We start from the raw sequence: 13,008 nt of genomic DNA on the forward strand, positions 1-13,008 counted from the left end.
GCCGCGCAATCATCGATGGAATTCAGCCGGATGATGTCCTTGCTCCCGCCGTGGCCACCGTCGCACCCATCACCATTTTGCACCCGCGATACCGAATTCCCTCCGCAATAGATCTGCGGTCAGCAAATCGAATTCGTGCAGCGCGACAATGCGGTCCGGCGTTCCGAATCGAGCCGCCATTGCGTGCACGGCGTCGGGCGGGTTCGCCATATCTTCGAGTAATTCGGCGGCGGCCGCATGCCGCGGAATTCCGTGGCGGTCCGGCTGGGTCGGCGCGGTTACCGATCTATCGGCAATCCACGGGCTACATTCGATCTCACTCATCCGAGTTCTGGACAATTCCGCTGGACGAAGGAAGTGAGTGGGTCGCCGTGGTAATGAAAGAGGGATCACCGACCAGTGGCGAAGCATTGGTCGAATTGGATGTCTTTCCGCCGGAGCAACACCGCCGCTGGACCGTTCTGCTGCGGCTGCTGTTGGCCATACCCCAGCTGATCGTGCTCTGGTTCCTGAGCATCGCCGCTTTCGTGGTGATCGTCTGCGGCTGGTTCGGTGCGCTGGTGCTCGGCCGATTGCCCGACTGGTGCGGTGAGTTCCTGCGCGGATATTACGGCTACACCGTGCGGGTGCACGGCTATGCAATGTTGCTGGTCGACAACTACCCGCCGTTCGCGTGGACCGCACCGGACTATCCGATCCGCCTGCTGTTCCCCGCGCCGACGCCGTTGAACCGGCTCGCGGTGCTGTTCCGGCTCATCTTGGCCTTCCCGATCCTGGTGCTGTCGAGCTGGTTCACCACCGGATGGGGGATCATCTCGTTCATTCTGTGGCTGATCGTCCTGATCACCGGCCGGATGCCGGGAGCGATCTTCGAGGCCACTGCGGCCGTGCTGCGCATCGAAATGCGAGTGTCCGCCTATGCGTACCTGCTGACCCCGACGTACCTGACGGGAGTTTTCGGCGATAGGCAGACGGCCCCATCCCGTCCGATATATACCGGCGATTCGATGGCGGGTGGTGCTCGGGTGACGGGTGGGCCCGAACCTGCTCAGTCGCCGACTCGCCCGCTCGTGCTCTCCAGCGGCGGCCGGACGCTGCTGATCGTCATACTCGTCGTCGGCATTCTCGGCAGCCTCGCCCAAACCTCCGTGGGCTGGCGCAATGACGATGACACCGACATGGACGCGATCTCCAGTTCACAGCTCGCCCGGCGGGTCGCCATCGACTTCACCGACGACACCGGGCACACGCCGCAGGACGTACATTGCCCCAATTCCCTCGACGCCGATATCGGCGCGATGGAGGTCTGCACGGTCACCGACGACGGCGTCGAATTCCGGGCTCTGGTCACCGTCGACGCGATCACCGACGGGGCGGCGCACTTCCGCACCGTCATCGAGCACTGAAAAGCTAACTCTGCCTGCGGGCCCGGGCCCGGCGCTTGCCCTCGTGCATCGCTTGGACCCGGGCCACCGGGATGGTGTGGCCCTCCTCGATGAGATCGGCGGGCAGGCCCTGCGGCGCGGGCATTTCCTGCGCCCACGGATCCCGATCGCCCAGCTGCTTCGATGCGGTGCACACGGTGAAGTCGCCCGGACTGATATCCGCGAGCTGAGCCCACTCGATCGGGAAGGACACCGGCACACCCGGACGCACGCGCGGGCTGTAGGCCGCGACGACGGTCGCGCCGCCCGCGCGCGTCGAATCCAGGAAGACCTTGCCCGCGCGGTCCTCGCGGATGAATGCGGTGGTGGCCAGATCCGGATCGATGCGTTCGGCCCTGGCCGCGATCGCCCGGGTGGCGGCGGCGACATCCTCGATCGGGATGCACGGCTCGATCGGTACGAAGACGTGCACACCCTTTGCGCCGCTGGTTTTCACCGCTCCCGCGAGTCCGTCATCGGCGAGCGCCTGCCTGATCAGTTCGGCGGCACGTACGACCTGCCGGAAGGGGCCGCCCTCGGGCGGATCGAGATCCAGGATCAGGTGGGTCGGGCCCGCGCTGTGATCGGCCAGCATGAGGGTCGGGTGATATTCGACCGCGCGCTGATTGCCGAACCACAGCAATGTGCGCACGTCATCGCAGAGGGCGTAGGTCACTTCGCGTTTGGAGGTCTCGGCCCACACCGTCACCCGACGCACCCAGTCCGGGGTGTACTTCGGCAGATTCTTCTGCATGAACGGTTCCTGGCCAGGCCGGATGCGCACCACCGAGAGCGGACGGTCGCGCAGTTGCCCGACCAGCCGATCACCGACGAATTCGAGATAGTCGATCAGATCGCGCTTCGTCGCGTCGGCACCGTCGAACAGTGGTGCGTCGAGATTGGTCAGCTTTACACCCGCACGGACCTCTTCGCCGGTCATCGGCCAACCATGCACCGCCGAACCGCACATGGTCAACCATCCCTACATGAGCTTGCGCATGAAGTAGGTGAATTCGAGTGCGCTGGTGCGGGCCTTCTCATCGATATTGGTGCCGCCGCCGTGCCCACCCTCGGTGGCCTCGTAGAACAGATAGGGGTCACCGAATTCGGCGAGCCGGGCAGCGAATTTGCGGGCGTGCTGCGGGCCGACCCGATCGTCCTTGGTGGTGGTCCAGACGAAGGGCTCCGGATATCGCACGCCCGGACGCAGATTGCGGTACGGCGATATGGATTCGAGGAAGGCGCGTTGTACCGGATCGGCGACGCTGCCGTATTCGCCCACCCACGAAGCACCCGCGGCGATCTGCTCGTAGCGGACCATATCGAGCAGCGGTACCTCGATAGCCACCGCTTGCCACAGCTCCGGATGCTGGACCAGTTCGACCCCCATCAGCAGACCGCCGTTCGAACCGCCCTGGATGCCGAGATGGCTCGGGGCGGTGATCTTCCGGTCGATCACATCCCGGCCGACGGCGGCGAAATCGTCGAAGGCGCGCTGGCGATTGGTGGTCAGTGCGGCCTCGTGCCAAGCCGGTCCGAATTCACCGCCGCCGCGAATGTTCGCCAGCACGAACACACCCCCGCGATCCAGCCAGAGCCGGCCCATCAGGCCGTTGTAATTCGGCGTCATGGACGAGCCGAAACCGCCGTAGGCGTACATGATCGTGGGGTTGGTGCCGTCGAACTTCATATCGGCGGCATGCACGACGAAATAGGGCACCCTGGTGCCGTCGGGCGAGGTGGCCTTCTGCTGTTCGACCACGTAGCGGGACGAATCGAATTGTCGCGGACTGGTTTTCACCGGCGCGACCGATCCGGTGGCGGTATCGAGCTGCCACAGCGTGGCCGGGTCGAGGAAGGAGGTGACCGTCAGATAGGCGAGCGAACCGGCCGAATCGGCATCCACCGCGTCGATGGTTGCGTTGTCCGGCAACGGAACCGGTGATCCTGACCAGGAGCCGTCCGGTTGCGGTGTATAGACGGTGGCGCGTCCCTTCACGTCGTCGAGCGAGGTCACGACGATCCGGTCACGCGCTGTCAGCACAGATTCCAGTGTTTGCGACGCGCTAGGGACATAGACGGGCCGCGCGCGCAGCCGCGTCGGGTCCGCGGTGAGTTCATCGGCGTCGAGCGAAACCAGTGATCCGGCGGTGAATGTCGCACCGTCCGTCGTCCAGTCCTGTCGCAGCGACACCAGAATTCGATTGCCGGCGAAGCCCTGCAGATCCGATTTCGGCGGTAACGCCACCCGCACCAGACCGGTTCCGGCAACCAGACTGACCTCGTTCTCCCAGAACGACGGACTGCGCTGCACCAGACTCAACCGTCGGCCGTTGCCATTGTCCAGCAGCACCGGCGAGGTGGCCAGGCCGTCGGTCTTATCGCCGCGCACGAGTTCGACTGCGTCGGTGAGCGATTCTCCGCGGTGCCACTGTTTGACGATGTAGGGATAGCCGGAGGTGGTTGTCTCCCCGGGCTGCCATTCCCGGGAGACCAGCAGGGTGTTTTCATCGACCCAGGACACAGACTGCTTACTGCGCGGCAGCACGAAGCCGTCCGGGACGAATCGATTGGTGATCCGGTCGAATTCGCGGACCGTCACCGCGTCCTCGCCACCCTCGGACAGGCTGATCAGGCAGCGCTTGTGGGTGACCGGATCACAGCCGACGCCCTTCCATACCCAATTCTTGGACTCTCCCGCGGCGAGGGCGTCCAAATCCAGAACTGTGCGCCAATTCGGTTGCGGCGATTCATATTCCGCGACGGATGTGGTGCGCCAGACACCGCGAGTGTGGTCGCCGTCCTGCCAGAAGTTGTCGACGCCGCCGTCGCGCAGTGTCGGAAAGGGCAGGCGGTCGGGGGATTTGCCGAGTTCGGTCGCCTCGGCCAGATTCCCCGCGAAACGCGGGTCCTGCTCCAATACCCCTAGCGTGCGGGCATTTTCGGTGGCGACCCACTGTTGCACGCGCGGACTGTCGAGTTCCTCCAACCAGAGATAAGGATCCGTCGGTGTCGATGCACCCCCGCAGGCCGTGACCAGCGCCGCCGTCAGCGCCAGTACCCCTGCCCGCCATAGGCCCTTGCTTCCCATGCAACCCCCTTGAACACGTTCAGATCCCAGCGTCCATCCGACACTGTACTTCGTGGTCGCACTCCGCTTCGGCACGTCAGGATTCGGCGGCGCGGTGGTAGCCGAAGACGATGCAGGCGAGTGCGCAGACCGCTGCGGAGGTCAGCAAGGACCAGCCGATGCCAGGGGTGACGAGCGCACCCATGATCGCGACACCGAGGGTCGCGCCGACTTGGCGGACGGCATTGAGCAGGCCGCCGACCGAGCCCGCGGTCCCCGGTGGTGCCACGTTGACAATGGCGGTGACCAACGCCGGAAGAGCAAAGGCGACACCGAATCCAGACAGCAGCAGGCCGACCGCCAGCACCGGATAGCCGAGGCCCACGAACACCGCAACGGCCAGCACCACACCACCCGCCGCGAGCAGGCCGAGCCCGGTCAGGATCGGTCGGCGCGGTCCGACGCGGGCCACGAGTTTGCCCGCGAGCGGCGGAATAACGGCGAACGGCACGGTGAGCGGCAAGAAGGCGAGCCCGGTCTGCAGCGGACTCAGGTGTCGCTGCAGCAGCAACGGCAGGACGAAAAGTGCCCCGGTGAGCGCGAAATTCACCGCAGCACCCACCAGCAAACCCGCACGCACCCGGCCCGCACGCAACAGTTCCCGATTCAATACCGGTGCGGCACTGTGTCGTTCGAAATAAACGAAGATGATCGCCGCCAGTACCGCGCCGCTCAGCGACCACGCCATGTGCCCCCACGACTGCGCACCCGCCGCGATCAGCGCATCGGTAGACAGCGCCAGGGCGACGGCCGCGGCCAACTGCGCCGCCCAGTCGATGCGGCGATCACCGCGCGCGCAGGTCACCGCGGATCCCATGCTCAGCGCCAATACGACCACCGCGATGGGAACATTGACCACGAATATCGACCGCCACCCGGCCAGCCCGACCAGTGCGCCACCCACGATCGGCCCCGCCGCGACCGCGGCGCCGCTGATCGCCGCCCACGTCGAAATCGCCCGGGCGCGTCGGCCCGGATCCGGATAGAGCTGGGTGATCATCGCCATCGACGCGGGCACGCACGCCGCCGCCGCGACGCCCAACAGCACCCGCAGCGCGACCAGCACCCACAGCGTCGGCGCGAAGACGCTCAGCAGCGAGACCAGCCCGAAAGCCGCTGTGCCGAAACGAAATATCCGATGCGCACCATGGCGATCGGCGACCGCGCCCGCGGAGAGCAGCAGTGCGGCGAAGGCGACGGTATAGCCGGTGGTCGCCCACTGCAGTCCGGCGATCGAGGTGTGCAGGGACGCCGCCAGATCCGGCTCGGCGACCGAAAGCACCGTCATATCCAACAGGACCATGAAGTACCCGAGGGATATCCCCAGCAGGGCCCTGGTCGACCCGGCGGACGTACTCGCCCGCGATTGCAAAATGCTCATCCGACGCAACAGCTCCTCGGCTCGTTTGATGACCCGATCGACTCTCGCCGGACGGGCACGACGGCTCCACCGGCTGCGGCGTATACCGCATTCGGAATATCCGAATGCTGCGTCGCTGTTGGCCAGGCCATGGAGTTACGTCAGCTGCGGACCTTCGAGGCCGTGGTGCGCCACCGCACGGTCACCGACGCCGCGGTCGCGCTCGAGCTCGCGCCGTCGTCGGTGTCCCAGCAGATCCGCACGCTCGAAGCCACGCTCGGGGTGGCACTTTTCGTGCGCGACCCCAAGGGCATGCGGCTCACACCGGCGGGTCAGCGGCTCACCGGCTGGGCGCGGCGGCTGCTCGAACAGGCCGAACAGGCGATGCGCGACGTGCGGGAGGAACGGCCGGTCCTGCGCCTCGGGGCGCTGGAAACCCTCGCGGGCGCGTATGTGCCGCAGGTACTGGCGCGACTGGCCGAGCGACGGCCCGATATCGAAGTCGAGGTGCGCTCGGATCGGGCCCGCGACGGCCTGCTCGCCGATGTGGTCGGCGGCGATCTCGATGCGGCGCTGCTGCTGGATTCCGGTGGCGCCGTTGGTGATCTGGGTTTCCCGGCCCCCGCCGAACCGCTGGCCTTCCTCGACCTGGATCTGGTGCCGCTGGCCTTGGTCGCCGCGCCGACGCACCCGCTGACGGCGCGGTCCGGCTTGACGGCCGCCGACCTCATCGATGAACGGCTGCTGGTCAATGTGCCCGAATGCTCGTTTTGGATGGCAAGTGAAAAGGTGCTCGGCTCGGGCCCGCGGCGAGTGAAGGCCGGTGCGGTTCCGGTCATGCGGGCCTGGGCCGAGCACGGACTCGGCATATCCCTGCTGCCGGAGTTCGCGGTCGCCGATGGCCTCGCGCACGGCACACTCGTCCGCTTGGACTTCCCGGTGCCCGATCTGAGTCTGCGGCTGGTGTGGCGCGCGGATCAGGAATCACTGCCCGGGATGCGCGAGATCCTCTACGCGGCCGCGCGGACATGATTGCGCCGTTCCCGGCAAACCGGCCGCAATGCCCGCAGCAATGATTAGGCTGACGAAGAAGACGCAGGTCCCCACCTCGTAGGTCGACCGAGAGGAGTCAGGCGATGAGCGCGCAGCGGTTGGCGACCACGCACTTGGCACTGCACGGCGATCTGACCGGCATTGTCGGCAAACACCTCATCTACGCCTACGAGAACGGCTGGAAATACGAGCTGTACGTACGCGATGCGCAGACTATCGAATTGCGGAGTCTGATGGGTCCGATGTTCGGGCGCTGGTCCAAGAATCAGGCGGCGAAGCTGATCCAGCTCAGCGACGATATGTACAAAATCGCCTGGGTGGAGCCGACCGGAACCACCACCGTGCTCATCGTCTGGCTCGGCGACCGTCGGGTGCACACCACGATCTCCTACCCGCAGTGGATGCTCGACTATCCCGACTGCACGCTTACCCGCTACGAGGAAAATCTCGACGCGATCATCGCCGAGCGCGACCGGGGACCGACCTATCCGCTGACCCTGGTCTCCGCATCCGGGCGCATCACCTTCCTCGAATCCAGGGATCTCGACGACGACACGGTGATCAACTGTCCGCCACACAAGCTGCCGCCGGGATACGCCACGCGAACCAACTAGTGCGTCAGGCGAGGTACACCGGGAAGGCGGCCAGGTCGTTCTGGGTGAGCACCGGCAGATTTCTGATCTCCTCGACCGGCACCGCGAATCGCAGCTTCGGAAAACGCTCGAACAGCGCCGGCAGACCGATCCCGGCCTCCACCCTGGACAGTGCCGCACCCGGGCAGATATGCGGTCCGTGACCGAATGCCAGATGCCGGTTGGCCGTTGGGCGAGTGATGTCGAAATCGTCGGCATCACTGCCGTGCACCGCGATATCGCGACCGATGGCGCGATAGGACATGACCACGCCCTCACCACGCTCGATCACGATGTCGCCGACGGTGATGTCCTCGGTGGCGAAGCGCATGAGCAGGTGGGTCACCGGGGTGTCCCAGCGCAGCGTTTCCTCGATCGCCTGCTGCCACTCGGAGTCGCCGTCGCGGATTGCGCGCAATTGCTCCGGGCGGCCCAGCAGGGCGCGGACGGTGTTGAGGAGAAGTCCGACGGTCGTCTCGTGTCCCGCCGCGACGAGGGCTTTCAGATTGCCGACGACCTCCTTCTCGGTCAGCGGCGCACCGCCGTCGGCGGCGAAGATGAGCGCGGTGGTGAGGTCGTCGGTCGGCTTGACGGTCTTCTTGCGCACCAGATCGGTGAAATAGGTATCCAATTCATCGATCACTCGCAACCGCTCGTCCTGCGGGGTGAGGATCGAGAAGAACGCCTTGTACCAGGTCAGCAGCATCGTGTGATCGGCACGGTCGACGCCCATCAGCTCACCGATGACCCGCATCGGCAGCGGATAGGCGAATTCGGTCTTGAGGTCGACCACGCCGTCGCGGCCCGTTCGCTCCAGGTCGTCCAGTAGCTCGGTGGTGAGCCGCACGATCACCGGACGCAGTGCGTCCAGCCGACGCGGCGTCAGCGCCTGCATGGTCTTGTTGCGCAGTCGCCGATGTTCGGCACCGTCCACAGTGAACATGGACCGTCCGGTATCGATCATGCCGATCAGCGGCCATTCCCGCGTTACCGTCCCCGAGGTCCACAGCGCCCACGAATTGATGTCCTTGACCAGCCGAGGGTCGGTGAGCAACCGCCTGGCGGTGGCATACTCGGTGACGGTCCAGGCCGGCACGCCGAGTAGATCGATTCGCGCGAGCGGGCCGGCCGCGCGCAGCCGACCGGTCTCGCCCGCGAGATCACCGACCATCGGGTCGATAACGATCGGCTGCGCGCTGTGCGGACAAACCTGCTGCATGAGATACCCCCTCCAGCCCGTTGGGCTGGTGCCTCAAACCCGCAGCCCATCAAGCGGTTTCGATCTTCCAAACGAGCGTAGTCGTCCGATCAGGGGAAGGGAACACTTCAGTGCGCGGGTTGGTCACCGCGCCGAGGATCAAGGCCGTCGGGTGATTCACCCGCAATCGGATGGGTACCGCTGTGCTGAGGAGGTATCCGCATGACTCGTCCCGTGCCACCGAATCCGAGTCCTATCCCGCCGACGCCGATTCCGGACCCGGTGCCACCGACACCGATCCCGGATCCGGTCCCGCCGAATCCCGGGCCTGAACCGGTGCCCGGGCCGGAGCCGCATCCGGAGCCGGAGCCGATACCCGGGCCGGCGCCGCAGCCGATTCCGCAGCGGCCTGGACCCGAGCCGGTCCCCGGTCCTGAGCCGCTGCCCGGCCCCGACCCAGATCCGAAACCGCCAGTGCCCGGCCCCGCCCCGATGCCCGGCCCCGACCCGGATCCGAAACCGCCGGTGCCCGGTCCTGTTCCCCACCCCGACCCGGTACCAGCGCCGGAACCCGGCCCGAAACCGGAGCCACCGATCCCTGATCCTCGGCCGAATCCGGATCCGATGCGACCGCCACCGATCCCGAATCCCGGCGGTCCGGTCGATCCGATGGATCCCGCGCTGCCGGACCCCCGGTAGGGCGCGGATCAGCGCGGCGACCGCATTCGGGTGCCACTAACCACTCGCGAATAGTGTTGCGCACCAATGTTGTTCGCTAACATTCGCTGCGTGGGTGCCGCCGTAGACACGAATCCAACGCTGCCGGGCCTTCGGTAACGCTATGTGGGATCAGCGCCAGATCAGCGCGGCGACCGCTTTGGGCGCCGCCAGCCATTCACGAAGATTGTTGCGCACCAATGTTGTTCGCTAACATTCGCTGCGTGGGTGCCGCCGTAGACACGAATCCAACGCTGCCGGGCCTTCGGTAACGCTATGTGGGATCAGCGCCAGATCAGCGCGGCGACCGCTTTGGGCGCCGCCAGCCATTCACGAAGATTGTTGCGCACCAATGTTGTTCGCTTGCATTCACAGTATGCGGTGACGCCGTAACCGTCGATGCCCGCGCCGCGGCACAATGCGACCGCCCGTGGCAGATGCCGGTATTGGGTGACGATGATCGCGCGGTCGATACCGAACAGATTCTTGGCTCGTTCGCAGGTCGCTCGGGTCGACAACCCTTCGCCATCGGTGCGCACAACCGCCGGATCGATGCCGTGGTTCACGAGATACTGTGTCATCGAAGCGATTTCGTCACCCGAAGTGCCCGCAGCATCGCCGGACACGAGAATCTCGCGTACCTTTCCGGCTCGCAACAGTTCGATCGCGACATCGAGTCGTCCACGCATATAAGCCATCGGCGCACCATCGGGCCCGACCTTCGCGCCCGGCACGATCACCACCGGAACCATCGGCGCGGCCGCGGGGCCGGACCGATATCCGGCCGATACCAGCCACAATCGGAGATTCGCACCCGCGACGACCAGGGCCGCTCCGGCGACCAGCCCGACACCCGCCCGGCGCACTACCACGCCGAACTCTTCCGGTCGGTTATCAACTGCACCTGCCCGACGATACCGGCGCGGCACTAAGCGATGCGCACACCACCGTCGAGATCACCGTCGAGAAGTGCGATACCCAATGTCGTCGCCTGATGCCGCATCGTATTGCGGTGCCGCCGACTCTCGATGAGCCCCGCCTCGCGCAGTATCGATGCGTGTTCACTGGCCGTCGCGGGTGAAACACCCAGTCGGCGTGCGAGTTCGGTCGTCGTGCAGCCCTCGGCGATCTCCTGTAGTGCGGCTGCGCGCGTCCGGCCGAGCAGTGCGATCAGCGCCGCATTGGTCGCGCGCGGACCCCACGCCGTGGCGAAATCGGCGATACCGCGCAACACCGGGACCACCAGCGTCATCGGCGCGTCCTTATCGATGGTGGACTTCAGCAGCTTCGGTCCAGGCCAGATGAACAACGACGGAATGATGATCAGGCCGCGCCCGTCGAGATGTTCGTCGTGGCATTCGATCGGGGTGAGCACCTCCAGCACGGGCGCCCGCCATCGCGCGAAGGGCGCCAGCCCGGCGAAGAGGCGTTCGACGCCTTCGGTGGCGATGGTGCGGGCCATCCGCTCGGCCGCCACCTCGAGATACGACTGCATATGCGCCCATCGACCGGCGAATGCCACCGCATGGAATGCCTCGACGGCGAGCGCGACATCACGGCGGGCGGCGCTGTCGCGGTCGGACAGCTCGCGCGTCCACGCGGGAAGCGGATGGTCGGTCAGCGCGCGCTGACGAGCGGCGTGCTCCACTTCGCGGCGGAGTTCGTCGCGGGAGGCCAGATGCAATGCCTCGATCCCCGCCGACATCGACCGCGCCCCGCGGGTCGGCGTGATCAAGTCGACGAAGTGGTGCACGCCGGGGAAGACATCCGCGAGCACGCCGAAGTTATCCGGAATCGCGCGCCGAACCTGCCCGCGCCAGCCGTCGTACAGCGGCGCGTCGGTGCGCTGCACCACCCGGGTGGCCAGCATTGTTTCGCCCATCGCGCCGAGCGGTGCCCCGATCCGGATGCGCGTCAGATCCTCGGGTGTGCAGTGGATCTGCTTCATACGCCGCCCCGCATCGTTGTGCCGAGGTACCTCACGGTACCCGCGATCACCGCGGACCTCGCAGCATCACCGCGAGGACCGGATCCAGGCGCAGGATCTGATCCGTGGCCGACTGTGTGGCCGACCAGCGAAACCAGCTCGGCCGCCACCGTTTCCACCGCCCGGCCGGCACCGCACCAACACTCAACCGTCCCAGCACCAGCCCTACGGGCCGGGCCACTACCTCGTTCACCATCGTCGACTCCTGAATACGCACTGTTCAGCAGCCTAGGAATCAGCGGGCCGCACCCCCACCATGTTTCGGCCATGGCCTAAACATGGTTTTGAAACATAGGTAGACCAGACCGCGGCGCAGGTCGACCGCCTGGCCAACTTGTCGAATACGACGTAGCCGCCCTATTCCGGATCAGTTCAACGGGGACGAGCATGACGGCTCGAATTGTGGGCAGCCGGTCTAGGTGAACAGCACTCGAATCTGCCCGTGGCGGCATCGGATCGCGTTCGGTTTGCTCACCGTCGCGTGGGCGGCAGGGTGCGGCACCTCGACGGAGATCGCCCCGCCCGCGTGGTCCGGCCCCGCACCGATCCCCGCCGTCACCATCACCGTCGAACACCAGAACTACACCGGCACGCCCCCGATTACGCCGGGTGCCGTGCTCACGGTGGTCAACCTCGATTCGGTGAAGCACAGCATTACCAGCAAACGCCCCGGCCTCTTCGATTACGAGGTCGGCCCGGGCCAGACCATCACCTTCATCGCACCCGACGAAGTCGGATCGCACCCCTTCTACTGCCGGTATCACGCGCTCATGGAAGGCGCATTGAGCGTCCGGCGTTGAATTCCCGCGCAACGTGCACTGATCCGACCGGGTGGGTCGGCGCGATCGTCGGCCCACCTGTTGCCGCAGCGGGTTCCCGCCGCACAACAGAGCCGCCTACACGCAGTACTGGCAGGTTCCGCTGGCAGGTAGCTGGATGAAGCACTGGTCGCACACCGCCGCCCGGGTCGGCTCGGGCTTGGTCTCCTGCGGGGCGCTGCTCGCCGAACGGCGGCCCGCGACCTTGGGCGTGAGCGGCGGGGCGGTCAGCTCGGCGGGCATCGCGGCACCGTGGTGCTCGTAGCACTGCCACCGGGCGTAGGAGGCGTGCAACTCGAGGTCCTTCGGAACCGGCAGTCCGGCGAGTTCCAGCACGTATTTGTAGGTGTCGCCGACGGTGTGGTTCGCCTGCACGCATAGCGAGGTCAGCGGGGGTTCGCCCGCATTATGGCAACGCCGCGCGACCTTGCGCAGGATCGCCTCCATCCACGTCCGCGTCGGCGCACCCGTATGCACCCCGGACGTTTCCTGCACCCGCTCGGCCAACTCATCGACAGTGATGAAGTTCCCGTACCCCGTGGCGATCTCGGACAGTTCCGCATGTGCCGCAAAGGCCCATGCCACCGTCGCCTCCCGCAACGTCACCGGGACGTCGTCACCTGCCCGCCATGCCCCCGCCGTCGTGGATACCGAACTCTTGATCACCCGCTCAAGTTATCGCGTCGCCC

General features: G+C 66.1%; 14 protein-coding genes. 5 read left to right on the plus strand and 9 right to left on the minus strand.

Annotation, left to right across the window (positions count from 1 at the left end; genetic code table 11):
• Nucleotides 1-69: 69 nt before the first annotated feature.
• Nucleotides 70-324 carry a hypothetical protein gene (locus OIE68_RS22880; protein WP_327101381.1) on the minus strand — a complete coding sequence of 85 codons (255 nt, stop codon included), beginning with the start codon at nt 322-324 and terminating at the stop codon, nt 70-72.
• A gap of 53 nt (nt 325-377) precedes the next feature.
• On the opposite strand from OIE68_RS22880, the gene OIE68_RS22885 reads away from it, so the two are divergent.
• Nucleotides 378-1,406, plus strand: coding sequence for a DUF4389 domain-containing protein (locus OIE68_RS22885; RefSeq protein WP_327101382.1), 1,029 nt, complete (start codon nt 378-380; stop codon nt 1,404-1,406).
• Between the two features lie 4 nt (nt 1,407-1,410).
• Here OIE68_RS22885 and ligD read toward each other — a convergent pair whose 3' ends face one another.
• The 3 genes from ligD to OIE68_RS22900 all read right to left on the minus strand — a co-directional run bounded on the left by ligD (nt 1,411) and on the right by OIE68_RS22900 (nt 5,935).
• On the minus strand, nt 1,411-2,364 hold the full coding sequence (ligD, locus tag OIE68_RS22890) for a non-homologous end-joining DNA ligase (protein ID WP_327101383.1): 954 nt from the start codon (nt 2,362-2,364) through the stop codon (nt 1,411-1,413).
• Nucleotides 2,365-2,406: 42 nt separating this feature from the next.
• A complete protein-coding gene (locus tag OIE68_RS22895; protein WP_327101384.1) occupies nt 2,407-4,515 on the minus strand; it encodes a prolyl oligopeptidase family serine peptidase in 2,109 nt (702 codons plus the stop codon).
• Nucleotides 4,516-4,591: 76 nt separating this feature from the next.
• Nucleotides 4,592-5,935, minus strand: coding sequence for an MFS transporter (locus OIE68_RS22900; protein WP_327101385.1), 1,344 nt, complete (start codon nt 5,933-5,935; stop codon nt 4,592-4,594).
• A 129-nt stretch (nt 5,936-6,064) separates the two neighbouring features.
• Between OIE68_RS22900 and OIE68_RS22905 the strand changes: the two genes are divergently transcribed.
• Together OIE68_RS22905 and OIE68_RS22910 are read left to right on the plus strand one after the other, a co-directional pair.
• A complete protein-coding gene (locus tag OIE68_RS22905; RefSeq protein ID WP_327101386.1) occupies nt 6,065-6,946 on the plus strand; it encodes a LysR family transcriptional regulator in 882 nt (293 codons plus the stop codon).
• Nucleotides 6,947-7,050: 104 nt separating this feature from the next.
• On the plus strand, nt 7,051-7,581 hold the full coding sequence (locus OIE68_RS22910; protein WP_327101387.1) for a phenolic acid decarboxylase: 531 nt from the start codon (nt 7,051-7,053) through the stop codon (nt 7,579-7,581).
• A gap of 4 nt (nt 7,582-7,585) precedes the next feature.
• Here OIE68_RS22910 and OIE68_RS22915 read toward each other — a convergent pair whose 3' ends face one another.
• Nucleotides 7,586-8,818: a cytochrome P450 gene (locus OIE68_RS22915; RefSeq protein ID WP_327101388.1), complete on the minus strand. Its 1,233-nt coding sequence runs from the start codon at nt 8,816-8,818 to the stop codon at nt 7,586-7,588.
• A 201-nt stretch (nt 8,819-9,019) separates the two neighbouring features.
• Between OIE68_RS22915 and OIE68_RS22920 the strand changes: the two genes are divergently transcribed.
• A complete protein-coding gene (locus OIE68_RS22920; protein ID WP_327101389.1) occupies nt 9,020-9,496 on the plus strand; it encodes a hypothetical protein in 477 nt (158 codons plus the stop codon).
• Nucleotides 9,497-9,798: 302 nt separating this feature from the next.
• Here OIE68_RS22920 and OIE68_RS22925 read toward each other — a convergent pair whose 3' ends face one another.
• Genes OIE68_RS22925 through OIE68_RS22935 form a run of 3 tightly spaced genes read right to left on the minus strand, consistent with a single transcriptional unit; the run spans nt 9,799 to nt 11,697 of the window.
• A complete protein-coding gene (locus OIE68_RS22925; protein ID WP_327101390.1) occupies nt 9,799-10,386 on the minus strand; it encodes a SanA/YdcF family protein in 588 nt (195 codons plus the stop codon).
• Nucleotides 10,387-10,442: 56 nt separating this feature from the next.
• Nucleotides 10,443-11,462: a winged helix-turn-helix domain-containing protein gene (locus tag OIE68_RS22930; protein WP_327101391.1), complete on the minus strand. Its 1,020-nt coding sequence runs from the start codon at nt 11,460-11,462 to the stop codon at nt 10,443-10,445.
• 46 nt (nt 11,463-11,508) lie between these two features.
• The gene (locus OIE68_RS22935) at nt 11,509-11,697 is read right to left on the minus strand and encodes a hypothetical protein (RefSeq protein ID WP_327101392.1); all 189 of its coding nucleotides are present in this window, start codon (nt 11,695-11,697) and stop codon (nt 11,509-11,511) included.
• Between the two features lie 223 nt (nt 11,698-11,920).
• On the opposite strand from OIE68_RS22935, the gene OIE68_RS22940 reads away from it, so the two are divergent.
• Nucleotides 11,921-12,301, plus strand: coding sequence for a plastocyanin (locus OIE68_RS22940; RefSeq protein WP_327101393.1), 381 nt, complete (start codon nt 11,921-11,923; stop codon nt 12,299-12,301).
• Nucleotides 12,302-12,397: 96 nt separating this feature from the next.
• Here the strand turns inward: OIE68_RS22940 and OIE68_RS22945 are convergent, their stop codons facing one another.
• The gene (locus OIE68_RS22945; protein WP_327101394.1) at nt 12,398-12,985 is read right to left on the minus strand and encodes a hypothetical protein; all 588 of its coding nucleotides are present in this window, start codon (nt 12,983-12,985) and stop codon (nt 12,398-12,400) included.
• Nucleotides 12,986-13,008 lie beyond the last annotated feature (23 nt).

It is taken from the genome of Nocardia vinacea (assembly GCF_035920345.1).
In the GTDB taxonomy this organism is placed as follows: domain Bacteria; phylum Actinomycetota; class Actinomycetes; order Mycobacteriales; family Mycobacteriaceae; genus Nocardia; species Nocardia vinacea_A.